The organism is Nonomuraea sp. IBHARD001 (genome assembly GCF_056106265.1).
Genome location: NZ_JBWBBW010000002.1, coordinates 1926892 through 1949270 on the forward strand (window position 1 = coordinate 1926892; position 22379 = coordinate 1949270).

Sequence of the window (22379 nt, forward strand, 5' to 3'; positions counted from 1 at the left end):
CCCACCACGACGGTGCGCCTCCCGGGCTCTCCGTCATGACCTGGCCGGAGACTTCGTGCAGTCCTATCTCGCCGTGCTCGCCACGCCCGGCGCCTGGCGCTTCCTGCTGCCCGCGCTGGTGGCCCGCCTGCCCTATGCGATGATGCAGCTCGGCGTGCTGCTGCTGGTGCAGTGGTCGACCGGCTCCTACGGCGCCGCGGGAGTCGCCGCGGCCGCCGCCGCGCTGGCGCAGGCCGTCGCGGGGCCGCAGACCGGCAGGCTGGCCGACAGGTACGGCCAGGCCCGGGTGCTGCTGCCGCAGGTCGCGGTGCATGCCGTGGCCATGGGCGCCCTGCTGGGGCTGGCCTCGGCGGGCGCGCACGTCGCCTTCCTCGTGCTCGCCGCCGCGCTGGCCGGGGCGAGTGTGCCGCAGGTCGGGGCCATGGTCAGGGCGCGATGGGCGAACACACTCGGCGGGTCGGGACGGCTCAACACCGCGTTCGCGGTCGAGTCGATCACCGATGAGCTGACGTTCACGATGGCGCCGGTGCTGCTGGTCGCGCTGTCGACGGGGTTCAGCCCGGTCGTGGCGCTGCTGAGCGCGCTGACGCTGATCGTCGTGGGCACGGTGGCCTTCGCCCTCGTCAGGACCTCGGCGCCGGAGCCGGTGCCGGTGCGGATCAGGGCGGGAGGCGGCGTGCTGCGCCTGCGGGGTGTCGCCCTGCTGGCCGCCGCTTTCCTGGCGATGGGGTCGGTCTTCGGCAGCCTCCAGGTCGGCATCACCTCCACCACGACCGTGCTCGGCCAGCCCGCCGCCGCCGGGGCGGTCTACGCCACGTTCTCCGGTGCGAGCGTGCTCGGCGGGCTGCTGTACGGCGCGGTTCGCTGGCGGGTGCCCGCTCCCGTGCGCCTGGTCGCGGGCCTGCTCCTGCTCGCCCTCGCCACCAGCGCGCTGACGGCGGCGAGCTCCCTGCCCCTGCTGTACGGCGCCGCCGGGCTGGCCGGACTGGTGATCGCCCCCGTGGTGATCACCGGATACACCGTCATCGACGTGCTGACCCCGGCCGAGGTCAGGACCGAGGCCTTCACCTGGCTGAACGGCGCCATCGGCCTCGGCATCGCGACCGGCGCCGCCGTGGCCGGGCAGCTCGTCGACCACTTCGGTCCCTCGCTCGCCTTCGTGGTGCCGCCGGTGACGACCGGGCTGGCCGCGCTCCTGGTGGCGTTCAGGAGGCGCAGCCTTCGCCCGGCCGAGCGGCTCGGCGAGCACGTGGACGCGCCCGTCACGAGTGGGCGGCGCTGAGCGCGTCCTCGGAGATCACCTTCGGCACACCCCGCAGCGTCACCCACGACACCGCCGCCAGCACCAGCAGCAGCCCCGTCGTGAACAGCGACGTCACCTGCATCGCGTCGGAGAAGGCCAGCCGCGCGGCGTCGGTCACCGAGGTCGCCATCTGCGGCGGCAACGCGCCCGCCACGGAGATCGCCCCGCCCAGACTGTCGCTCACGTACGGCAACGCCACGGCGGGCACATCGGCGGGCAGCCGCAGGTTGTCGCGGTAGGCCCCGCTCAGGATGCTGCCGAGCACCGCGATGCCCAGCGCGCCGCCGAGCTCGAACGCCGTCTCCGAGATGCCGGCCGCCGCCCCGGCCCGCTCCTTGGGCACCGAGGCGATGATGGTGTCGTTGGTCACGGCGAAGGTGAAGCCGATCCCGATCCCGCCGACGACCATGCCCACGACCAGCGACCAGAACGTCGTGTCGACATCGGCCGTGCTGTAGACGGCGAACGAGACGGCCGACAGCGCCAGGCCGAGCGCCACCACCCGGTTACGCCCGATCCGGTGCAGCAGCGGCCCGGCCAGCACACCGCCGACCGCGCCCGCGAGCCCGCCGGGCAGGGAGGCCAGACCCGCCTGCAGCGGCGACCAGCCCAGGACGAACTGGAAGAACTGCGCGAAGATCAGATTCAGTGCGATCATCCCGAAGATCGCGAACATATTCGCGGCGATCGCCCCCGAGAACGCGCGGTAGCGGAACAGCCGCATCTCGATCAGCGGCTCGGCCAGCCGCGTCTGCCGCAGGCCGAACAGCACGAGCGCCGCCACGCCGCCGGCGGCCGTGGCCCAGACCTCGCCCGACATGCCGTCGATGACCCCGGCCTTGAGCGCGTAGACGCAGGCCACGATGCCCGCGACCGACAGCAGCACACTCGGCGCGTCGATGCGGCCCGGATGCGGGTTGCGCGACTCCGGCAGCACGATGAACCCGGCCACCAGGATCACCACCATGATCGGCACATTGATCAGGAAGACCGAACCCCACCAGAAGTGGTCGAGCAGCACACCGCCGACGATCGGCCCGAGTGCGAACCCGGCGGCGCCCATGCCGCCCCAGATGCCGATGGCCGTCGTGCGCTCGGCCGGGTCGGTGAAGACGTTGCGCACGATGGACAACGTCGAGGGCATGATGGTCGCGCCCGCGACGCCGAGCAGCGCCCTGGAGGCGATGAGCAGTTCGGCAGAGGTGGCGTACGCGGTGACGACCGAGGCCAGGCCGAAGGCCACCGAGCCGATGAGCAGGAGCTTCTTACGGCCGATGCGGTCGCCGACATTGCCCATCGTGATGAGCAGCCCGGCGAGGGCGAAGCCGTACATGTCGCCGATCCAGAGGATCTGGGCGGCGCTGGGGGACAGTTCGGTGGTCAGTTTGGGGATGGCCAGATGCAGCACCGTCAGGTCGACGGAGAGCAGAAGCTGAGCGAGGCAGACGATGGCCAGGCTGCCCCACTTGGTGGTCGTGGGTGTCATGCCGCCCATCGTGCGCGCCCGCGCTGACCGCCCGCGCACCACTCACTGACCGCGCCGCAGGCCGGGCCACTACCAGGCGGAGAGCATGGAAAGCGCCTCGGCGGGCGTGCAGGCGCGCAGGCGGGCGGCGAGCCCGGGGTCGCCGCGCCGGTCGGCCAGGGCGGCCAGGCCGGCGATGGCCCGGGCCGAGAGCGGGGAGGCCGGCTGACGGTCGGTCGCCTGGGACAGCGCGCCGAACTGCCAGTCCCACGCCTGCGCCGGATCGTCGGCGTCGATGGCCAGCCTGCCGAGCCCGAGCATGATGCGCACCCTGGCCTCGCGTGCGCTGTACCAGGCGGTCGGGCAGGCGGCCAGGGCCCGCTCCATCAGCTCGCGGGCCTGCTCCAGCCTGCCGGTCAGCCTGGCCACCTCGCCCCTGCCGAGCCAGGCCAGCGCGCCGACCTCGGGCGAGACCTGGGCCCTCGCCTGGTCGGCCACCGAGGCGTACTCGGCGTCGGCACGGGCCAGCTCCCCGAGCCCGACGAGCGCGTCGGCCCGGCGGCAGCGCAGGTCGAGCAGGTCGTCGGCCGATTCGAGCTCGTGCGCGAGCACCAGCGCCTCGTCGATGAAGGTGAGCGTCGTGGCGTGGTCGCCCTGCATGTAGGACACGTCGGCCAGGCCGGAGAGCATGATCGTCGCCCCCCAGCGCTCGCCGAGCGTCTTGAAGCTCTCCAGGCCGTCGCGGAAGCACTGGGCCGCCTCCTCGAACCTGCCCTGGTCGGAGCGCACGAACCCGATGCCGCCGAACGACAGCGCCTGGGTCCACGGATCGACCGCGCCCCGATAGAGGTCGAGCAGGGCCAGCAGCGGCTCGGCGTCCTCCGGCGGCCCGGTGAACATCGGCCACATCATGTTGAGGAACGCCAGCCGGTACGGCCTGCCCGACTGCGGCAGCATCGGCTTGAGCGCCTCCAGCCGGGCCGAGAGCTCGGCCGACTCGGCGCCGCCCGAACTGGCCAGCAGCACACACATCGCGTACTCGTCGAGCAGGTCGTGCTCGGGCAGCTCCCGGCCGAGCTGGGCCAGCAGGTCGGCGGCGATGCTGGAGCTCTCGACCCGGCGCCCGCGCAGCCACCAGTAGCAGGCCAGCCGTCCCACCATGCGCAGCGCCCGCCTGATGTCACCGCTGTCCAGCGACCAGCGCAGCGCCGCGTGCAGGTCGTCGCGCTCCTGGTCGAGGCGGCTCATCCAGTGCAGCTGGGAGGCCGCGCGCAGATGGGGGTCGGCCTCGGTGGCCAGCGCCTCGTAGTACAGGGCGTGCGCCAGTCTGAGCCGCTCCACCTCGCCCGCCTCGGCCAGGCGTTCGGTGCAGTACGCCCTGACCGTCTCCATCATGCGGTAGCGGCCGTCGACCTGCGTGATGAGCGACTTGTCGGCCAGCGAGGTCAGCACCTCGACGACGTCGCCTCCGCCGAGCCCCTCGTCCGGGCACACCGCCTCGGCCGCGTCCAGCGTCACCCCGCCGACGAACACCGTCAGCCGCCTGGCCAGCCGCTGTTCGGCCGGGTCGAGCAGGTCCCAGCTCCACGCCACGACCGCGCGCAACGTCTGGTGCCTGGGCAACGCGGTGCGGCTGCCGCGGGCCAGCAGTTTGAACCTGTCGTCGAGCCTGGCCGCGACCTCGGCGAGCGGCAGCGAGCGCAGCCTGGCCGCCGCCAGCTCGATGGCCAGCGGCAGGCCGTCGAGCGCACGGCAGACGTGCAGGACGTCGTCGAGGTTGGCGGCGTCGACGGTGAAGCCGGGCAGCACGGCGGCGGCCCGGTCGGCGAACAGCCTGACGGCGGCGCCCTCCATCGCCTCGGCCAGCGGCGTGCCCGGCCTCGGCACCGGCAGCGGGGCGACGGGCACGATGCTCTCACCGGTGATGCCGAGCGCCTCGCGGCTGGTGCAGAGCACGCGCACGTGCGGGCACGAGGCCAGGACCAGGTCGGTCAGCTCGGCGGCCTCGGCGACCAGGTGCTCGCAGTTGTCCAGCACGAGCAGCAGCCTCTCCTCCGCCAGCGCCCCGACCAGCCGCGTGGTGGGATCGGCGAGCCTGACGCCGCCCGCCGGAGGCTGGAACAGCGCGCTGTGGCGCACGCCGAGCGCGTCGAGCACGGCCTGGCCCAGCTCGTCCGGCTCGCCGATCTGGGCCAGCTCGACGAAACACACGTCGCCCGCCGCGCGGTGCGCCGCCTCGACGGCCAGCCTCGTCTTGCCCGCGCCGCCCGGCCCCACCAGGGTGACCAGGCGTGAGTGCGTCAGCAGCTCGCCCACCCTGCCGAGATCGGCGGCGCGTCCGACGAAGCTGGTCAGCTGGGCGCGCAGCCCGAGCCGCCTGGACTCGCGCGGACGCCGCTCGTGCTCCTCGCCGCGCAGCACGGCCAACTGGGCGGCGACCAGCTCGGGACCCGGCGTGACGCCGAGCTCCTCGTCCAGCATGACCCGGCTCTGCTCGTAGACGGCCAGCGCCTCGGCCTGACGCCCGTCGGCCCGCAGCGCCCGCATGAGCTGGGCCCTCGGCCGTTCGCGCAGGGGATGCGTCTCGGTCAGCGCCCTCAGCTCGGTGACGAGCGCGGCCGGGGAGGGGGCGGGTGCGGCGGCTTCGAGCAGGTCGAGGTCGGCCTGGATCCGGTCCTCGGTGGCGTTGAGCCGCTGCTCCTCCAGCCGGGCGGCATGCGCGGCGAGCGCGGGCACGTCGGCGAGCGCCGGGCCGCGCCACAGGGCGAGCGCCTCGCGCAGCACCCGTGCGGCCAGCGCGGGCTCGCCCTCGTCCAGCGCTCGGGCGCCTTCGGCGGCCAGCCGGGTGAAGCGGTGCGCGTCGACGTCGCCCGGCTCGACGGCCAGAAGGTACCCGGCCGGGTGGAACTCCACCAGCTCGTTGCGGCCGAGCGTCCGGCGCAGCCGCGAGACCTGCGACTGCAGCGCGTTGGCCGTGCCTTCGGGCGGCGTGTGGCCGTACAGGCCGTCGACGAGGCGTTCGTGCGAGACGATGCGGCCTGCGTCGAGGAGCAGCAGCGCCAGCAGGGTACGCACCCTCGGGCCGCCGATCCCGGTCGGCCCGCCCGCGTCAGGGTGTATCCGCGTGGAGCCGAGCACATCGAACCGCATGTCTCGATTATCGCGCTTTCCCCTTGCGCGGTGGGAATCACCGCCCGGCGTATGTCAGCGCAGCGGCTCGGGGTCGAGGCCGAGCAGATCGCGCAGGCGGGTCAGTCCCGTCTCGGTCACCCGCAGGGCGCGCTGGCCGCCGACGCGGCGTACCCAGCCCTGGTCGAGGGCGTGCGAGCACAGGGCGGCTCCGGCCGTGCCCGCCAGGTGCGGGCGGCGTTCGGTCCAGTCGAGGCAGGGCCTGGCCATCGGCCGTGCCCGTGAGCGCCTGGCCGCCAGGTCGATGCCGAGCCCGCCGTACCAGCGCATGCCTTCGGCGGTGACGGCGAAGCCGGTGTCGAGCTGGATCAGGTCGCGGGCGAGCAGGGCGTCGGTGACCATGACGCCGAGCCTGCCCGCCAGGTGGTCGTAGCAGGTGCGCGCCCTGGCCATCGCGGTGCTCGCGGTGGCCGATCGCAGCGTCTTCGGCAGCGTGAGGCCGGGTGGCCTGTGGCCCGCGAGGTCCTCGATGAGCTGGGCGGTCGCGGTGTCGGCGATGCGGACGTAGCGGTGCCTGCCCTGGCGTTCCTCGGTGAGCAGGCCGCCCTGCACCAGACGGCTGATGTGCTCGCTCGCCGTCGAGGGCGCCACGCTCGCCGCCTTGGCCAGCTCACCCGACGTCCAGGCCCGCCCGTCGAGCAGCGCCAGGCAGAACGTGGCCCGCGTCGGGTCGGCGAGCAGTGCGGCCAGAGAGGCGAGCTGAGAAGCGGACATACCCCCACGGTACGGCGAGCACGGTTCGGCACGCGCCGAAGAGTCAGGCGGCGGTGTCGAGCCGGGCGGCCGAGGTGCCGGGCACCGGGGCGGAGGCGGCGGCGGGCGCGGTGAGCAGCGACTCCACCCGGGTGGCGTTGGCGACGGCCACGACCAGCGCGATCTCGGCGGCCAGCAGCACCCGCTCCAGCAGCCCGTAGTACGCCTCGCCGTTGATCAGCGCACTGGTCGGCGAGGCCGGGTGCGCGAGCAGATAGGCGGCCAGCACGGCCGCGGACGTCACACCGAGCGAGCGGACCAGGTGCCAGCGCGGACGCGTGTGACGCCCCCTGGCCAGCGACCACGCGGCCACGGGCAGGGTGGTGAAGACGACGGCGGCGGCCCAGCGGTGGATCTCGCCCTCCATCGTGGACAGCGCGGCGCTGCCGTCGGTCGGGAAGATCGCGGTCAGCATCAGCCCACCGGCCGCGGCGATCAGCAGCACCCTGGCCGCCGCCCCCCGCGTCGGCTGGTGGATCGCCAGGCCGTAGGCCAGGGCCAGGCAGCCCGCCGCGAACGCCAGCGTGCCCAGCACGACGGGCAGCAGACCGTCGGCGACCAGCGCGTAGTCGCTGACCAGCGGCTGCGGCGCCAGCGTCAGCTGGGCGTAGGCCAGCACGCCGAGCGCGGTCACCGGCAGGGTGAGCGCGGCCAGCGCCCAGCCGGGATACGCGGGCGGGGAGGCGGTCATGCGGTCACCTCGGAGTAGATCTCCTCGAAGCGGGCGAGCGACGCCTGGTGGTCGTGGGTGAGGGCGAGCTCACGGCTGGCCCTGCCCATGTCGGCGCGCAGGTCGTCGACCGTGAGCAGCGCGGTCAGCCGCTTGGCCAGGCCGATCACGTCGCCGGGCTCGAACAGGAAGCCGTTGTCGGCCACCAGGTGCGGCAGCGCCATCGCGTTGGCCGCCACGATCGGCAGCCCGCTGGCCATGGCCTCGAGCGTGGCGATGCTCTGCAGTTCGGCGACGCCCGGCATGGCGAACACGTCGGCGGCGGCGAACGCCTGCGGCATGGCCTCGTCCGGCACGAAGCCGAGGAAGTGCACCCGCTCGCCGACCCCGATGCGCTGGGCCAGCCGCTCCAGGATCGCGCGCTGGTTGCCCTGCCCCACCAGCGCGACCTGCGCCTCGGTGTCGTTGAGCACGTACGGCAGCGCCTTGACCAGCTCGTCGATGCGCTTCTCCTCGTCCAGCCTGCCGACGAACAGCACGGTCGGCGCGTCCGGAAGGCCGAAACGCCGTCTGGCCCACACCTTGGGCTCGCTGTGCGGGTGGAACCTGCTCAGGTCGATGCCGCACGAGACCGGCTCGACGTCACGGGTGAAGCCCATGTCGCCCAGCAGCCCGGCGGCGATGGCCGTCGGCGTGGTGATGTGGTCGGCCTTGGAGAAGACGCGGCTGAAGTCGCGCCAGGCCAGCCGGCCCGCCTGCTCGCGCAGCCGGTCGGGGATGTGCGCGAACTGGAAGAGGTTGTCGGGCATGAAGTGGTTGGTCGCCACCACCGGCACGCCGTTCCTGCGGGCGGCCGAGATGGCGGCCCTGCCGACCACGAAGTGCCCCTGGGTGTGCACGACGTCGGGCCTGACGGCGGCCAGCAACCTGTCCAGCCTGGTCGGCACGCTCACCCGCATCGTGGGGTGCACGAGCAGCCTGGCCGAGCGCAGCCGGTGCACGATCACGCCGTCCAGCACGTCGGCCCTGGCCGGGCCCTGCTCCGACGCGCAGACCACGTGCACCTCGTTGCCCCGCTCGGCCAGGCCGGTGGCCAGGCGATGGGTGAAGTAGGCGGCCCCGTTGACGTCGGGCGGGTAGGTGTCGGTGGCGATGAGGACACGGCGCGGGCGTTCGGCCACCGTTTCCAGTGCGGGCAGTGCGCTCAGTGGCATGGGCATGGCCATGGCGTTCTCCAACTCAGGCGGGGGGATGTGAAGGTCAGGACGTGGGGGTGTGCTGCATCGGACTGGTTCGGGCGAGTGCGACGGTTCCGGCGGCGGCCAGCGCGGCGGCGGCGAGGGGAGCGATGCCCGAAGGCAGCGGCTCGCCGAGGAGGATGGCGCCGAAGGCGACGGCGGTGAGCGGGTCGGCGATCTGCAGGGAGGCGAAGGAGACCCCGAAGTGACCCGCCGCGTAGGCCCGCTGCAGCAGGGCCAGGGCGACCAGCGCGGGCACCGGGATGGCCAGCAGCAGCCCCCAGCTCCACTCGCCGTCGGCCAGCACCCGCATCAGCGTGGCGGTGGCGCCGTAGAGCACGCCCGCCCCCGTGGCCAGCAGGGCGGCGCGCCCGGCCGCCTGGGCGACCTTCGAGCCCGCCCACAGCAGCACCGCGGCCACCGCCGACACGGCGATCAGGGTGAGCACGCCGCTCGGTGTGAGCGTGGTCGGCCCCGCGTGTTCGGGTACGAACCAGACGAGCCCGATGAGCCCGGCCGCGACGGTCGCGGCGGCGATCAGCTCCCTCCTGGCCGGGCGGCGGCCGTGCAGGGCGGCGGCGATCGGCAGGGCGAACAGCAGGCTGGCCACGCCCATCGGCTGGACCACGGTGAGCGGCCCGATGCTCAGGGCGTAGATGTGCAGGACGCCTCCGCCGGTGATGGACAGGCCGCCGAGCAGCCAGCGCGGGCGCCTGAGCAGGGTCAGCAGGCGGGGCTTGGTCTGACCCGACGCCTCGTGCTGCTGCAGTGCGGCGCCGAGCGCGAAGAACAGCGAGCCGATCAGGGCCACCGCCGCAGCCAGCGCAGTCATCTGCTCTCCTCTCAATGGGATGAAGCCATGCGGAGGTGTCCGAAACCGGCGTCAGGGATGAAGCCGGGCCGAACGCCAATCGACGCTCAGTCTTGCGAGCCGGTCTGCGACGCCCCGACGAGTTCTCTGTGCGATCCCTGTGAACGCGAACGGCGCTTGCGGACGATCCGCACCACCTCGGTGATCGCGGTGATCGTCAGGGCGATGCCCAGGCCGAGCAGCAGGCCCTTGATCGGGTCGTTCTCGAAGGCCATGCCACCGAAGAAGCCGATCAGGGCCGAGTAGACCGCCCACGAGGAGGCGGCGATGGCGTCGAAGAAGGCGAACGAGCGCAACGGATAGCGCACCGCCCCCATGGTCAGCGTGGTGGCGGTACGGCCGCCCGGGATGTACCGGGCCACGACCAGGACCAGGCCGCCGCGTTCGGCCAGCGCCTTCTCGGCCCAGAGCAGCGCCTTCTTCTTGCGCAGCCGCCCGCCCGACTTGTAGCCCAGGCCGTAGGAGATGTGGTCCCCGGCGAAGGCGCCGAGTGCGGCGACCAGGATGATGAGCGCCAGGTTCGGACTGCCGCTCGCGGCGAACACACCTGCGGTGATCACCGAGGTCTCCGCCGGAACGACGGGAAAGAAGCCGTCGAGCATGGCGAGGGCGAAGATCGCGAGATACACCCACGGCGAGGACATCACGTGGTGCAGCTGATCCAGAATGGCTTGGGTCATGGGAACGCACTTCCAGGAGGTTTCGGCGACGGGTGTCGAGCCCCACACGTAGCCTCTCGGCGAGCGCTCGCCCTGCCCATCGGGTATTGCCCCGGTCGAGCACGTGCCCGCCCCTGAGAGGCCTCAGGGCCGTACTTCCTCGACCGTAGGAGGGCCGCACGGCCTCTCACATTGGACGATCGCCTCGACCCACCCCCGACTTTCGTCAGGGGCCGGGGTCATACCCCTGGCTGATCCCTGACTTTCGTCAGGGGTCCGGCCTTGCTTACGGCAGCGTCGGCGGGCCGGGGGCGGCGCTAGTTTCGAGGGCGTGAGACATCGCGAGCGCCTGACGGACCTGATCGTGTGGGCCGTCCTTTCGATCCTGGCCGCCGCCGCCGGGCCCGATCCCTTCGCGCGGCCCGGCGCCTTCGCCCTGGAGACCGGCGGCAGGGTCGCGTTGCTGGCCCTCGCGGTGTGGGTGGGCAGGAGCAGGCCGCTCCTGGCCGTGCTCGCCCTGCTGCCGTTCGGTCCCTGGGACTTCACCGACAGCGTGGCCACGCTCGACCTGGTCTGGCCCGAGCAGCTGCACGGGGTGAAGGTGGTCCCGGTCAGCGTGCTGGTGGTGGGCGTCGTGCTCTACGCCTACCGCTCGGGCCGTATGGTCGAACGGCTCGGGCCCGCGCTCGTGGTGCTCGGCGTCGTGGTGGCGGTCGGGATCGGCGTGGTGTGGGCCTCGGGGCCCGGCCTGGCGCCGTGGATCATGATGGGGTCGGGTGTGCTGGCCGTCTACGTGCTGCCCTTCGGCGCCGGGGCGCTCCGGCGGCGGCAGGCGCTTCAGCGGGCCGGGACCGACCGCTCGCTGCAGGCGCAGGCCAGACTCAGGGAGCGGGCCAGGATCGCACACGACATGCACGACCTGCTCGGGCACGACCTGGCGCTGATCGCGGTGCGCGCGGCGGGCCTTGAGGTGTCGCCCGGCCTGGCGCCCGCCCATGCGGAGGCGGTCGGCGGGCTCAGGGAGGCCGTGGGGGAGGCGTCCGAGCGGCTGCGGCAGATCATCGGCCTGCTGCGCGACGACGTCGAGCAGGCCCCGCTCGTCCCGGCGGACGAGAGCGTCGCCGCGCTGGTCGAACGGGCGAACGCCTCCGGCATGACGGTCACCCTGCGGCACGAGGACGACCTGGTGCCCGAGATGGCGCACCGCGTGGTCCAGGAAGGCCTGACCAACGCCGCCAAGCACGCGCCAGGCGCCGCCGTCGCCGTCCGCACCAGCGCCGGCGCCATCTCCGTCGTCAACGGCCCCGCCACCGGACGCCCCGCCGCCGCGTCCGGCGGGCTCGGCCTCAGCGGCCTGCGCGAACGGGTACGGCTGGCGGGAGGCACGCTGAGCGCGGGCGCGACGCGGGAGGGCGGCTACGAACTGCTGGTGACCCTGCCCTGAGCCGGACCTCCCCCGCGCGGGGGAGCGGGATCCCCGTACGGCGGGAGGGCCGTGCGCCCGGTCGCGGGCAGGCTCGGACCATGAGCACAGTGCACAGAGCGGGCAGAGCGGGCAGGGGCAGGGTGGCGGCGGCGGTGGTCGCCATGGCGGCGGCCGTGCCGTACCTCACGATCAAGGCGTTGTGGCTGAGCGGCCGCCCGGTCGGGGTGTCCGATCCCGGGCTGCTCGACTCGCCGGTCATGGTGGCGATGAACACCCTGACGCTGGGGCTGGACGTCGTCGCGTTGGTCCTGGCGCTGGCCTTCACCACGCGGTGGGGGATGCGGCTGCCCGCCTGGCTGGTGCTGCTGCCGATCTGGGTGGGCACCGGCCTGCTGTCGATGATCGTGGCCGCGGTGCCCGTCGCGGTGGCGATCGGCGGTATCGGGGTGTTCGACACCGGAGGGCCGATCGCGCCGTGGGTGTACATGACGGTCTACGGCGGGTTCATCGGCCAGGGCGTCGGCCTGAGCGCCGCCTTCGCCCTGTACGCGCGTGACCGCTGGCCGGTGCTGTTCGCCGGGCGTACGGGGGACGCGGGGCCGACGGCGACGTGGGGGCTGCAGGTGGCGATCGCCTGGGGCGCGCTGGTCTGCTGCGTGCCGCTCGGGCTGGCGCAGGTCTACTGGGGCCTCGGCGGCGACGTCGCGCTCTCCGCCGAGGCGGCCGAGGTCGGCGCCAACCCTCAGGGGGTCGTGCAGGGCCTGTTCGTCCTGGTGGCGGGGCTCGGTCTGCTGGTCGTCGTCAGGGGCAGGCCGGACACGGGGCTGAAGGTCCCGCTGTGCGCCGCGTGGATCGCCTCGGGCAACATGTTCGGCTCCGGCCTCTACCTGATGGTGGTCAGGCTGCTGCAGGCCCCCGTGGCAGGTGACCCGGCGGCCGACACGACGGCCATGGACCTGGTGACGCTGTTCGTCATGCTGACCGGGTTCGCGATCGGCCTGGGAGGCGCGGTCGGCCTGGTCGAACGGGTCGCCTCAGGCGGTCGAGACGTGCAGGCGGCGCAGGACGCGCTTGAAGGCGAAGATCGAGAAGGCGATCGCGAGCCCGCTCACCAGGGCCACCGCTGAGGTGCGGATGACGAGATAGGCGGTGATCGTCTCGTGCAGCACCAGCCAGATGCTCATCGCCGAGTTGGTCAGCAGGACGAACGCCCACAGCAGGGTGATCCGGGCGAAGAACCTGCGCACCCGCTCGTGCTTGAGCACGGCCTGCGGCAGGTGGATGTAGTCGAGCGTGAGCTTCTCCACCATCGGCCTGCGCAGCCTGACCGACGCGAGGAAGACGGCGGCCAGGCAGATCGTGCCGAGTTCGGGCTGGATGAAGAAGTACTCGTCGTTGCCCGTCACCAGCGTGACCACGGTCCTGATCGTGATGGCGAGCGCGGCCAGCATCATCGTGGCCGGGACCTTGGTCCTGCGGATCAGCCGCAGCAGCAGCCCGCCGTACACCCAGGCGGTCGTCGCGATCGTCGCGCCGGTGACGCCGAGCAGGGTGAAGGTCGCGTAGAAGACGGCCAGCGGGGCGACCACCGCCTCGAGCAGGCGCGGGGTGGCCTGCTTCACCAGCGTCGTGAGGCGCGGGAGGGTGACCGGGGGATGGTTCAAGGCTGCTCCGTAGGAAGGCCGACGGATGGCGACTACCCGAACAGGTCGGGCGTAGTCGCACCGGGAGATACCCGATGCGCAAGGGGACGCCCACCGGTGGCTTACGGTACCCGACGGTCGCCGATGCCACCGCCCGATCGCCCAGGGAGGGGATGAGTTCCGGCCGAAAGCCGCGAAGCGGTCAGTCCCCGAAGGCGAGGACGACCTTGACGTCGTCGTCCTGCGGGGTGAACGCCTCGGCGTAGCGCTCGACCGGGACCCTGCGCGTGATCAGCCGCTCCAGCCAGCCGATGTCGGCGGCGGCGAGCGCCTGGGCGGCGGCGGCGAAGTGGTGCAGGTTGGCGTTGACCGAGCCGACGATCACGTCGTTCTCCAGGACCACGGCGGTGTTCATCCGCCCGATGTCCACCGACAGCGACCGGCCGGGCCCCGAGATACCGGTCAGGCAGGTCACACCGTAGGGCGCGTTGGCCTCGATCACGTCGAAGACGATCTGCCCGTCGCCGGTCGCCTCGATGATGACGTCGGGCCTGCCGCCCGCAACGGCCCTGGCGACGCCGTCGTGGTGGTAGGTCGCGCCGAGGTCGGTGACCAGGTCGGGCTTGGGCCCGTCGCTCACCCGGTCGAGCACGTGCACGTCGAGGCCGCGCTGGACGCCGAGCAACGCCGCCAGCAGGCCGATCGGGCCCGCGCCCGTCACCAGGGCCGTACGTGGCTCGAACCAGGCGCGTGAGCCGACGCGCTCGACCTGGTCCCAGGCCTTGGCGACGACGGAGGCCGGCTCCATCAGCACACCGGCCTGGTGCAGGGCGGGGTCGACCTTGACGGCGTACTCGGGCTCGATCACCCAGACGTCGCTGCCGAAGCCGTGGACCTGCTTGATCCCGCGCTCGACGTAGTCCCCGTTGCGGCACATGTCGAACTGCCCGGCCGCGCAGGCGCCGCACGGCAGCGGGTCGGGACGGCGCACGACGCCCGCGACCAGGTCGCCGGGTGCGAAGTCGCTGCCCTGAGGGGCGTGGCGTACCCGGCCGAGCGACTCGTGCCCGAGCACCAGGCGTTCCTCGCCTTCGGGCGCCCAGCCGTACTGGCCTTCGGCGATCTCCCTGTCGGTGCCGCAGACGCCGAGCGCCAGCGCGTCGACGACGAGCCAGCCCTCCGGCGGCTCGGGTTCGGCGAGCTCGCTCAGTGTCAGGGAGTCCTGCTGCGACGGAACAACGGTCAATGCACGCACACCGGACAACTCCCCGCGATCGGGAGCGGCTAACGGGGTGTGCCTGTTGCTTTGTCGGCTCTTGACGCAGCTCAGCCCAGGCTCGTGGCCCAGCTCAGCCCAGGCTTGCGGTGGCCAGCCTGGCGCCGAAACCGAGGAACAGCACGCCGACACCGGCGGTCAGCCCGGCCGAAAGCGCACGGCGGCGGCGGAACTGCCCGGCCAGGAAGGTGCCGCTGTAGATGAGCATCGACAGGTACATCAGGCTGAAGACCTGCACGATCGCACCCAGGATGAGGAACGACAGGGCGGGCGCGCCGTAGCCCGGGTCGACGAACAGCACGAAGAACGAGACGAAGAACAGGATCGCCTTCGGGTTCAGCAGGCTGATCACCAGCGCCTTGCCGAACGGATGGCCGACCTGACCTGGCTCCACCTGCTCGGCCGACGCCTCGACGGTGGCCTTCCTGCCCTTCCAGGCGCCTCTGATCATCTGGAAGCCGATCCAGCCGAGATAGGCGGCTCCGGCGAACTTCACCACCGCGAACAGCACCCCGTTGGTCTGCAGCAGCGAGGCGGCGCCTCCGGCCGACAGCGCCATGAGCACGGTGTCGCCGACGAAGACGCCTGCGGCGGCCTGATACCCGGTGCGCACGCCGCGCTGGGCGGCCGTCGACAGGACGTAGAGGGAGTTCGGGCCGGGGAGCAGAACGATGAAGAAAGCACCTAGGACAAAGGTCCACAGATCGGTAATCCCGAAGTACATGGATATGACGGTATCGCGCGCCGACCTGTGGCGACATCCCTCCGGACAGGCCGCTGAGCAGGGATCATCGTGGGATGCGCTACGCCTTCGACCCCGAGCTCGCCGCCTTCGCCGAGTCGTTCCCCGATCGAGACTTCACCGACATCGCCCAGGTCAGGGCCGAGCTCGCCGCCCTGACCTCCCAGGTGCCGCGCAAGCCGTACCCGGCGGGGCTCGAGGTGGGTGACGAGGTCGTGTGCGGGGTGGCCGTGCGGGTCTACACGCCGCCCGGGGCCGAGGGGCGGGTGCTGCACATCCACGGCGGCGGGTTCATGCTCGGCGGGCTGGACTGGCCGGACGAGAGCGCCGCCGACCTGGCGGTGCGGACGGGAGCGGGCGTGGTGTCGCTGGACTACCGGCTGGCGCCCGAGCATCCCTATCCGGCCGCGCTCGATGACTGCTACGGCGTGCTGGAGTGGATGGCCGGGCGGCGGGGGCCGATCGTGGTGAGCGGCGAGAGCGCGGGCGGCGGCCTGGCGGCGGCGGTGGCGCTGCTGGCCAGGGACAGGGGCGGGCCGGAGATCGCCCTGCAGGCCCTGACCATCCCCGAGCTCGACGACAGGCTGGGCACGCCCTCGATGCGCGACTACGCGGACACGCCGCTGTGGCATCGGCGCAACGCCGAGATCAGCTGGCGCAGCTACCTGGGCGGGCTGCGCGAGGTGCCCGCGTACGCCGCTCCGGCCAGGGCGGCCGACCTGTCGGGGCTGCCGCCCGCCTTCGTGGACGTGGCCCAGTACGACCCGCTGCGCGACGAAGGGCTGATCTACGCCCAGCGCCTGGTGCAGGCCGGGGTGCCGGTCGAGCTGCACATGTATCCGGGCACCTTCCACGGCTCCACGATGGTCACCGACGCCGAGGTGTCGCGGCGTCAGCGCGGTGCGTTCGTCGCGGCGATCGCACGCGCGCTGCGCTTCGCACGGGCCGGGCGGGTCAGGGCCTGAACCACAGCCCGCCACGCGCCCGCTCGTGGCCGAGGCTGCGATAGGCGGCGTCGGCCAGCGCCTGGCCCCGCGCGTTGATCCCCAGGCCGATCGCCTGCTTGTTCATCGTGTAGGCGAAGGCCAGCCCGGCCTCCGGATCGCAGAACCCGGCCGAACCTCCCATCCCGGCATGCCCGAACGCCGTGGCCGACAGCAGCGCGCCCTCGCTGTCGGCCTCGGGCAGATACCGGTTGTCCGTCGCCTTCATGAAGCCGAGCCCGAACCGCGAGGGCACCCCCAGCACGGCGTCGTGCCCGGCCGACGTCGTCAGCCGCATCAGGGCGAGCTGCGCGGGCGAGACGAGCGGGTCACCGCCCAGCGACAGCGGCCGGTACATCCCGGCCAGTCCCCGTGCGTTGGTGATCGCGCCGATCGCCCCGAACTCGGCGGCGTGCGCCGCCCTGGAGTCCGACTCGCCGGGCGTCAGCATGAACCCGCCCTCGTTGCCGAGCACCAGCGCCGGGATGGACGCCGGATCGCCGAACGCCGTCAGATAGAACGAGGGCGGCACGGCGGGCGGATCGGCGGGGATCGTCGGCGCGACCCTGCCCTCGTGCTCCTGCGGCAGGCCGATCCAGAAGTCGAGCCCGAGCGGCCCGGCCACCTCCTCGTGGAAGAACGCGCCGAGCGTGCGGCCCGCGACCCGGCGCACGACCTCGCCGACCAGGTACCCGAACGTCAGCGCGTGGTAGCCGTGCCTGGTGCCCGGCTCCCAGAACGGCTCCGCCGAGGCCAGGGCGTCGGTCATGACCTTCCAGTCGTACAGCGCGCCCCGGGGGAGGGGCTCGCGCAGGGCCGGGAGCCCGGCCTGGTGCGCCAGCAGGTGCCGTACCAGCGTGTGCTGCTTGCCGTGGGCGCCGTATTCGGGCCAGTAGGCGGTGACGGGGGCGTCGAGGTCCAGTTCGCCCCGGTCGGCGAGGATGTGGGCGCACAGGGCGGTGGCCGCCTTGGTGCATGACCAGACGTGGCCGATGGTGTCGTGCAGCCAGGGGACGCCGGGCGCGGCCTCGCCGCCCCAGAGGTCGACGACGGTCTCGCCGTCGACGATCACGCAGACCGACGCGCCCGTCTCGCCGCGCGCGGCGAAGTTCGCGGCGAACTCCGCCCCGACCTGTTCGAATCGCGGGTCGCACCTACCTTGTACCGTCATTTCCCGATTTCACCGCGAAAGCAGGTAGGCGTCCACACCCGCAGACCCGGCCCCGATCGGCTATTTACCGTTAATCCCTATTGGTTTACTATGAATTTATGAAGAGCAACCTCATCACCGAGGACTGGGCTGCGACGGCCGTGGGGCTGATCCTGCTCGTCCTGGTCATCACGGGAGTGATCCCTGTGGGCCTGGTGCCCTGATGACGACCGCCGCCACCCCCCGGAGCGCCCGATCCACCCTGCAGTGGAGCGCGCTCGGCGTCCTGGTCGTCCTCCTGCTCGCCGCCGCCACCCGCTACCTGGAGCAGACCGTCCCCGACGCCACCGCCGACGGGCCGCTCGCCGGGCTGGGAGCCGCGATCGAGTACCCCGTGTACGCGATCGTCCTGGGCCTGCTCGGCAATGCCGTGCTGACCGTGACCGGCCTGCGCGATCGGCTGGCCGGAGGGTTCAGGACCGAGTTCTTCATCAAGACCGGGCTGGTCCTGCTCGGCGCCTCGATCAACCTCGGCGTCATCGTCACCGCCGCCGGGCCCGCCATCATCCAGGCCGTCGTGCTCATCAGTTCGGTCTTCCTGTTCACCTGGTGGCTGGGCGGCAGGCTCGGCCTCGACGACAAGCTGCGCGCCCTGCTGGCCGCCGCCGTGTCGATCTGCGGGGTCAGTGCGGCCATCGCCGCCGCCGGAGCCGTACAGGCCAAGAAGGAGCAGCTCGCCTACAGCGCCAGCCTCGTCATCGCCTTCGCCCTGCCCTCGATCTTCATCCTGCCGTGGGCCGCGGGGGCGCTCGGGCTCAGCCCGGCCGTGGCCGGGGCCTGGATCGGCGGCAACATCGACACCACGGCGGCCGTCACCGCGGCGGGCGCCATCGTCGGCGAGGACGCGCTGCAGATCGCCTCGATCGTCAAGGTCACCCAGAACGCCCTCATGGGTGTGGTGGCCGTCGCGCTCACCGCGTGGTTCGCCTTCCGCGTCGAACGCCGTCCCGACGCCGAGCGCCCCGGCCTCGGCGAGCTGTGGCGGCGCTTCCCGAAGTTCGTGCTCGGCTTCATCGCCGCCTCGGTCATCGCCACCTGGTACCTGTCCACCGTGGACAAGGCCGAGGGCAAGGCCGTCATCGGCGTGGCCAACGACCTTCGGGTCTGGTTCCTCATTCTCGCGTTCGTCAGTATCGGCCTGGAGTTCCGGGTCGCGTCGCTGCGCGAGGCCGGGTGGCGGCCCGTCGGCGTCTTCGCCGCCGCCACCGTGGTGAACCTCGTCCTGGCCCTGGGCCTGGCGGCCCTGCTGTTCAGCGGGTTCACCCTCTGATCCGGGTACGGCCGGCGTAGCCGGGGGTGGTCTGCGCCGGCCGTACCCGCTTGTTCGTTTCGGCACCTTTCGCGGCTGGGCGAGAGGTGCCGAACGGCTTTCGCGGGTCGCCGATCCACGGTTAGATCGTCCTCAGGAGAAGGTCCGCCGACCGAATCTGCGAGGTCGTCCATGATCGCCGCATCCGAGCCCCGCCAGGGGCCGAGCAGCCGCCGGGGCGATGGCGCAGTACCGGACGCGTGCCCATGAGCGAGCAGCCGATCGACGGCGACCTGGACGCCCTGGTCGCGGCGGCCGTCGAGGGCAAGGAGCAGGCCTGGACCGCGCTGGTCGACAGGTTCAGCGGCCTGGTCTGGTCGGTCGTGCGTTCCTATGGCCTGACCGGGGCCGACGCCGCCGACGCCTTCCACACCACCTGGCTGCGCCTGGCCGGACGCCTCGACCGGATCGAACGCCCGCAGAGCCTGCCCGCCTGGCTGGCCACGACCGCGCGGCGCGAGTGCCTGTCGATCATCAGAGTGGCCACGCGGGTGCGACCGGTCGACCCGGGTGAGCTGGAGCCCGGCATCGACACGCGCTCGCCCGAGGCCATCGTGCTGGAGCGCGAGCAGGCGGCACGCGACGAGGCGAGGTCCAAGCTGCTCTGGGAGTGCTTCGAGGCGATGCCCGATTCGTGCAGGCGGCTGCTGCGGGTGCTGATGGCCGCGCCGCCGCCGAGCTACGCCGAGGTCTCGGCCGCACTGGACATGCCGATCGGCAGCATCGGCCCGACCAGGCAGCGCTGTCTTCGCAGGTTGCGCGAGGATCTGGCCGGACGCGGTATCAGCCGGGAGGTGGGCGACTCTTGACTGTGAGCCCTGGGAGGTGGTCGCGATGACCGGTGACGGCGACACCGAGCTGGAGAGCGAGCTGCGCGCCCTGGCGGCCGAGCGGGAGCCGCTGCCCGAGACGGCCCGTCGTGCGGCGCTCGCGGCGTTCGGCTGGCGGCGGCTGGACGCCGAGCTGGCCGAGCTGACCTACGACTCGGCGCTGGAGAGCGGCGTGGTGCGCAGTGCGGCCTCGATCAGGCTGCTGACGTTCAGGATCGGCGAGCGCGGGATCGAGATGGAGGTCGACGCGCTCGGCAGGGTGCTCGGGCAGCTGCTGCCCGTCGGGCAGGGCGAGGTCGAGCTGCGCAGGCCGGGCTCGGTGGTGGCGCTGGAGACCGACGAGCTGGGCAGGTTCGAGGCCGACCTCACCGACGGCGGGCCGCTGAGCGTGTGGTGGCGGCCCGGCGACGGCGGTCCAGCCGTGGTCACCGACTGGCTCGTGGTCTGACGGCCTGTGGTCTGACGGCTCGTGGTCCGAGCGTTCAGGCCTCGGCCAGCGGCTGCGTGCGGTGCGGGACGACGCACGACAGGGTGATGACCGTGGTGCTGCGCCTGACGCCGCCGATGGTGAGCATGCGGTCGATGACCTGCTGGATGTGCTCGTGGTCGCGCCCCGCCACCCGGCACCACAGATCGCCCTGACCGGTCACGATGTAGGACTCCAGCAGCTCGGGTATGGCGTGCAGGGCGGCCGAGATGTCGGCACGCGAGGCCTGCTCGACCTCCAGCGTGGTGAAGGCCTGCACCGGGTAGCCCAGCGCCTTGGGCGACAGGTTGGGCCCGAAGTCGGTGATCACGCCGTCGGCGACCATGCGGTCGAGCCTGGCCTGTACGGTGCCACGCGCGACGCCGAGCAGCCTGGCCAGTTCGAGCAGCCCGCTGCGTGGCCGCTCGCGGACCAGTCTGAGCAGCCGGAGGTCGAGATCGTCGAGGCCGCTGCGTCGTGCTGGCATATCCCACCGTATTTCCCGACTTGACTGGCAGATAGGCAGCATAGAAGCACATGTGTTGTCTCATCCGGCAGTCTCCCGCAGACTGCGATTCCTATGGAGCACACATACCCCTTCATCCCCTACCGGCCCGAGCGCTACGCCGAAGCCGACATGCTGGCGCGGGGCAAGGAGTTCTACGCCCACGTCGACAGGCGGCGCAGCGTGCGCTTCTTCAGCGACGAGCCGGTGCCGCGCGAATGCCTCGACCTGGCCATCAGCGCGGCCAACACCGCGCCGTCCGGCGCGCACCAGCAGCCGTGGAAGTTCATCGTCATCGGCGACCCCGAGACCAAGAGCCGCATCCGCGAGGCGGCCGAGGTCGAGGAGCGCCAGAACTACGAGGGCGGCAGGCTCACCCCCGAATGGCGTGAGGCGCTCGCCCCCTTGGAGACCGGCTCCGACAAGGAGTACCTGGAGGTCGTGCCCTGGCTGGTCGTCTGCTTCGCCGAGAAGTACGGCGTGCGCCCCGACGGCACCCGGGTCAAGCACTACTACGTCAACGAGAGCGTCGGCATCGCCTGCGGCCTGTTCATCACCGCACTGCACACGATGGGCCTGTCCACCCTGACGCACACGCCCAATCCGATGGCCTTCCTCAGTGAGATCTGCGAACGGCCGGGCAACGAGCGGCCCTACATTCTGTTCCCCGTCGGGTACGCGGCGGCCGACGCCGAGGTGCCAGACCTGGCCAGAAAACCGCTTGCCCGCGTGCTCGGCTGATTCCTACGCTCGGCCGCATGGTCGACTGGCAGGCGGTCGCGCACGAGCACCATCCGTGGTGGGAGGCGCGCGACGAGGCGGAGGCCGTACGCGATCGGGCGGCGCTCGACGCGCTCGGCGTCAGGCACAGCCCGGCCGAAGGCTGGGACCGCGGCCCCTACCAGCCGCTCGAAGCCTACGGCCACGGCCTGCCCGCCCTCGTCGCCGCCCTTCCCGCCCACGAGGGGCGCGGCGCGCCCGGCTGGCTCGCCGTCGAGCACCACACACAGGGCTTCGGCTGCATGCACCACACCTATGTGCTCACCGTGCTGGCGCCGCTGCCGGAGGTGGCCGATGCGATGGCCGAGCTCGCGGCCGGGTACGCGGGGAGCAACCTGGAGGAGCCGACCCTCGACGAGCTCGACGCCTACCGGCAGTGGCTGCGCGCGAGACTCGGCGTCGACTGCGACCGCTCCTTCCGCCTGCTGGCCGAAGGCCGCTACCCCGTCGACGTGGCGCACGCGGCCACCCTGACCGGGCAGCGGCCCGACCTGCCCGACGGGTGCGAGCTGCTGGTGCTGGGGCCCAACGGCGCAACCGTGCCCGAGGGGCTCGGCGAGCGGCCGGAGCCCCCGCGCGGGCCGAGCGCGTCGTGGTCGGGGCCGTACCTGCCGCTGGGTGAGCACGGGCTGAGCGGGCCCGTGCTGGTGTTCGCCGCCGAGCGGCCGGGGCCGTCGGCCGTGCTCGATCCGGGCAGGGACTGGCCGGCCGTCGAACACGCGGGGACGGAGCTGGTGCTGACCGTGCTCGACCCGGTTGCCGAAGCGGCCGCCGGGCTGCGGGCGCTGGTCGCCGGGATGGGCCGTCTCGACGCGGAGCCGGGACTCGGGCAGGTGCTCGCCTACCGGGACAGGCTGCGCGAGCTGACCGGCGCCGACTGCCGCACGAGCTTCGACGACCTCGACGGCGAGGGCGTCTACCCGATCGACACCGAGTTCCTGACCGCGCTGACCGGCCTCGACGAGCCTCCGGCCGCGGGCGGGGCACGATGGCGGCTGCTCCTGCTGGCTTGAGCGCGGGCGGGTTTCTGTGTGTGGTCGATGTTCCTGCCGGCCTGAACG

Annotated in this window: 21 protein-coding genes; 9 read left to right on the top strand and 12 right to left on the bottom strand. The window is 72.5% G+C overall.

The genetic code is table 11. From position 1 onward, the window contains the following. Positions 1-55: 55 nt before the first annotated feature. The gene (locus tag ACTWNK_RS11050; RefSeq protein WP_474303795.1) at positions 56-1282 is read left to right on the top strand and encodes an MFS transporter; all 1227 of its coding nucleotides are present in this window, start codon (positions 56-58) and stop codon (positions 1280-1282) included. Here the strand turns inward: ACTWNK_RS11050 and ACTWNK_RS11055 are convergent. The 7 genes from ACTWNK_RS11055 to ACTWNK_RS11085 all read right to left on the bottom strand — a co-directional run bounded on the left by ACTWNK_RS11055 (position 1263) and on the right by ACTWNK_RS11085 (position 10169). Then, positions 1263-2789 carry an MFS transporter gene (locus ACTWNK_RS11055; RefSeq protein ID WP_474303796.1) on the bottom strand — a complete coding sequence of 509 codons (1527 nt, stop codon included), beginning with the start codon at positions 2787-2789 and terminating at the stop codon, positions 1263-1265. The two genes, ACTWNK_RS11050 and ACTWNK_RS11055, sit on opposite strands and share 20 nt — an antisense overlap. A 69-nt stretch (positions 2790-2858) precedes the next feature. Further along, positions 2859-5918: an AfsR/SARP family transcriptional regulator gene (locus ACTWNK_RS11060; RefSeq protein WP_474303797.1), complete on the bottom strand. Its 3060-nt coding sequence runs from the start codon at positions 5916-5918 to the stop codon at positions 2859-2861. 54 nt (positions 5919-5972) lie between these two features. Next, on the bottom strand, positions 5973-6671 hold the full coding sequence (locus ACTWNK_RS11065; protein WP_474303798.1) for an ArsR/SmtB family transcription factor: 699 nt from the start codon (positions 6669-6671) through the stop codon (positions 5973-5975). Positions 6672-6714: 43 nt separating this feature from the next. Further along, positions 6715-7401: a DUF998 domain-containing protein gene (locus ACTWNK_RS11070; RefSeq protein ID WP_474303799.1), complete on the bottom strand. Its 687-nt coding sequence runs from the start codon at positions 7399-7401 to the stop codon at positions 6715-6717. Further along, a complete protein-coding gene (locus tag ACTWNK_RS11075) occupies positions 7398-8600 on the bottom strand; it encodes a glycosyltransferase (RefSeq protein WP_474310892.1) in 1203 nt (400 codons plus the stop codon). Before ACTWNK_RS11075 ends, ACTWNK_RS11070 begins: the two co-directional genes overlap by 4 nt. A 40-nt stretch (positions 8601-8640) precedes the next feature. Beyond that, on the bottom strand, positions 8641-9450 hold the full coding sequence (locus tag ACTWNK_RS11080; RefSeq protein ID WP_474303800.1) for a DMT family transporter: 810 nt from the start codon (positions 9448-9450) through the stop codon (positions 8641-8643). An 86-nt stretch (positions 9451-9536) separates the two neighbouring features. Beyond that, the gene (locus ACTWNK_RS11085) at positions 9537-10169 is read right to left on the bottom strand and encodes a DedA family protein (protein WP_474303801.1); all 633 of its coding nucleotides are present in this window, start codon (positions 10167-10169) and stop codon (positions 9537-9539) included. A 310-nt stretch (positions 10170-10479) separates the two neighbouring features. Between ACTWNK_RS11085 and ACTWNK_RS11090 the strand changes: the two genes are divergently transcribed. Both ACTWNK_RS11090 and ACTWNK_RS11095 read left to right on the top strand, forming a co-directional pair. Continuing rightward, on the top strand, positions 10480-11592 hold the full coding sequence (locus ACTWNK_RS11090) for a sensor histidine kinase (protein ID WP_474303802.1): 1113 nt from the start codon (positions 10480-10482) through the stop codon (positions 11590-11592). An 80-nt stretch (positions 11593-11672) separates the two neighbouring features. Continuing rightward, positions 11673-12701 carry a hypothetical protein gene (locus ACTWNK_RS11095; RefSeq protein WP_474303803.1) on the top strand — a complete coding sequence of 343 codons (1029 nt, stop codon included), beginning with the start codon at positions 11673-11675 and terminating at the stop codon, positions 12699-12701. On the opposite strand, the gene ACTWNK_RS11100 is transcribed toward ACTWNK_RS11095, so the two are convergent. The 3 genes from ACTWNK_RS11100 to leuE all read right to left on the bottom strand — a co-directional run bounded on the left by ACTWNK_RS11100 (position 12609) and on the right by leuE (position 15217). Further along, positions 12609-13238: a VC0807 family protein gene (locus tag ACTWNK_RS11100; RefSeq protein WP_474303804.1), complete on the bottom strand. Its 630-nt coding sequence runs from the start codon at positions 13236-13238 to the stop codon at positions 12609-12611. The two genes, ACTWNK_RS11095 and ACTWNK_RS11100, sit on opposite strands and share 93 nt — an antisense overlap. 181 nt (positions 13239-13419) lie before the next feature. Next, a complete protein-coding gene (locus ACTWNK_RS11105) occupies positions 13420-14472 on the bottom strand; it encodes a glucose 1-dehydrogenase (protein ID WP_474303805.1) in 1053 nt (350 codons plus the stop codon). Positions 14473-14566: 94 nt separating this feature from the next. After that, complete coding sequence (gene leuE / locus ACTWNK_RS11110) at positions 14567-15217, bottom strand: leucine efflux protein LeuE (protein WP_474303806.1); 651 nt, start codon at positions 15215-15217, stop codon at positions 14567-14569. A 74-nt stretch (positions 15218-15291) separates the two neighbouring features. Between leuE and ACTWNK_RS11115 the strand changes: the two genes are divergently transcribed. Beyond that, complete coding sequence (locus tag ACTWNK_RS11115) at positions 15292-16200, top strand: alpha/beta hydrolase (RefSeq protein ID WP_474303807.1); 909 nt, start codon at positions 15292-15294, stop codon at positions 16198-16200. Here the strand turns inward: ACTWNK_RS11115 and ACTWNK_RS11120 are convergent. Further along, complete coding sequence (locus tag ACTWNK_RS11120; RefSeq protein WP_474303808.1) at positions 16190-17389, bottom strand: serine hydrolase domain-containing protein; 1200 nt, start codon at positions 17387-17389, stop codon at positions 16190-16192. The genes ACTWNK_RS11115 and ACTWNK_RS11120 overlap by 11 nt on opposite strands. Before the next feature lie 202 nt (positions 17390-17591). Between ACTWNK_RS11120 and ACTWNK_RS11125 the strand changes: the two genes are divergently transcribed. From ACTWNK_RS11125 to ACTWNK_RS11135, 3 genes are all read left to right on the top strand, one after another. Then, entirely contained in the window at positions 17592-18698 is a 1107-nt protein-coding gene (locus tag ACTWNK_RS11125; RefSeq protein ID WP_474303809.1) for a YeiH family protein, read from the top strand. Positions 18699-18943: 245 nt separating this feature from the next. Continuing rightward, entirely contained in the window at positions 18944-19546 is a 603-nt protein-coding gene (locus ACTWNK_RS11130) for an RNA polymerase sigma factor (RefSeq protein WP_474303810.1), read from the top strand. Positions 19547-19571: 25 nt separating this feature from the next. Further along, the gene (locus tag ACTWNK_RS11135; RefSeq protein WP_474303811.1) at positions 19572-20015 is read left to right on the top strand and encodes a hypothetical protein; all 444 of its coding nucleotides are present in this window, start codon (positions 19572-19574) and stop codon (positions 20013-20015) included. A 34-nt stretch (positions 20016-20049) separates the two neighbouring features. Here the strand turns inward: ACTWNK_RS11135 and ACTWNK_RS11140 are convergent, their stop codons facing one another. After that, positions 20050-20520 (bottom strand): Lrp/AsnC family transcriptional regulator, encoded by a 471-nt coding sequence (locus tag ACTWNK_RS11140; RefSeq protein ID WP_474303812.1) that lies wholly within the window; start codon positions 20518-20520, stop codon positions 20050-20052. Positions 20521-20613: 93 nt separating this feature from the next. Here ACTWNK_RS11140 and ACTWNK_RS11145 point away from each other — a divergent pair, with 93 nt between their 5' ends. Together ACTWNK_RS11145 and ACTWNK_RS11150 are read left to right on the top strand one after the other, a co-directional pair. Next, entirely contained in the window at positions 20614-21279 is a 666-nt protein-coding gene (locus tag ACTWNK_RS11145) for a nitroreductase family protein (RefSeq protein ID WP_474303813.1), read from the top strand. Positions 21280-21296: 17 nt separating this feature from the next. Next, a complete protein-coding gene (locus tag ACTWNK_RS11150) occupies positions 21297-22331 on the top strand; it encodes a hypothetical protein (RefSeq protein ID WP_474303814.1) in 1035 nt (344 codons plus the stop codon). The last annotated feature ends 48 nt before the right edge of the window (positions 22332-22379 follow it).

Excerpts from the sequence above, each read along its gene's own strand:
- ACTWNK_RS11145 (WP_474303813.1), top strand. The coding sequence starts at position 20,614 with ATGGAGCACACATACCCCTTCATCCCCTACCGGCCCGAGCGCTACGCC.
- ACTWNK_RS11125 (WP_474303809.1), top strand. The coding sequence starts at position 17,592 with ATGACGACCGCCGCCACCCCCCGGAGCGCCCGATCCACCCTGCAGTGG.
- ACTWNK_RS11130 (WP_474303810.1), top strand. The coding sequence starts at position 18,944 with ATGAGCGAGCAGCCGATCGACGGCGACCTGGACGCCCTGGTCGCGGCG.
- ACTWNK_RS11120 (WP_474303808.1), bottom strand. The coding sequence starts at position 17,389 with ATGACGGTACAAGGTAGGTGCGACCCGCGATTCGAACAGGTCGGGGCG.
- ACTWNK_RS11150 (WP_474303814.1), top strand. The coding sequence starts at position 21,297 with ATGGTCGACTGGCAGGCGGTCGCGCACGAGCACCATCCGTGGTGGGAG.
- ACTWNK_RS11080 (WP_474303800.1), bottom strand. The coding sequence starts at position 9,450 with ATGACTGCGCTGGCTGCGGCGGTGGCCCTGATCGGCTCGCTGTTCTTC.
- ACTWNK_RS11085 (WP_474303801.1), bottom strand. The coding sequence starts at position 10,169 with ATGACCCAAGCCATTCTGGATCAGCTGCACCACGTGATGTCCTCGCCG.
- ACTWNK_RS11055 (WP_474303796.1), bottom strand. The coding sequence starts at position 2,789 with ATGACACCCACGACCACCAAGTGGGGCAGCCTGGCCATCGTCTGCCTC.
- ACTWNK_RS11115 (WP_474303807.1), top strand. The coding sequence starts at position 15,292 with ATGCGCTACGCCTTCGACCCCGAGCTCGCCGCCTTCGCCGAGTCGTTC.
- ACTWNK_RS11070 (WP_474303799.1), bottom strand. The coding sequence starts at position 7,401 with ATGACCGCCTCCCCGCCCGCGTATCCCGGCTGGGCGCTGGCCGCGCTC.
- ACTWNK_RS11060 (WP_474303797.1), bottom strand. The coding sequence starts at position 5,918 with ATGCGGTTCGATGTGCTCGGCTCCACGCGGATACACCCTGACGCGGGC.
- ACTWNK_RS11065 (WP_474303798.1), bottom strand. The coding sequence starts at position 6,671 with ATGTCCGCTTCTCAGCTCGCCTCTCTGGCCGCACTGCTCGCCGACCCG.
- ACTWNK_RS11135 (WP_474303811.1), top strand. The coding sequence starts at position 19,572 with ATGACCGGTGACGGCGACACCGAGCTGGAGAGCGAGCTGCGCGCCCTG.
- ACTWNK_RS11095 (WP_474303803.1), top strand. The coding sequence starts at position 11,673 with ATGAGCACAGTGCACAGAGCGGGCAGAGCGGGCAGGGGCAGGGTGGCG.
- ACTWNK_RS11140 (WP_474303812.1), bottom strand. The coding sequence starts at position 20,520 with ATGCCAGCACGACGCAGCGGCCTCGACGATCTCGACCTCCGGCTGCTC.
- leuE (WP_474303806.1), bottom strand. The coding sequence starts at position 15,217 with ATGTACTTCGGGATTACCGATCTGTGGACCTTTGTCCTAGGTGCTTTC.
- ACTWNK_RS11075 (WP_474310892.1), bottom strand. The coding sequence starts at position 8,600 with ATGCCCATGCCACTGAGCGCACTGCCCGCACTGGAAACGGTGGCCGAA.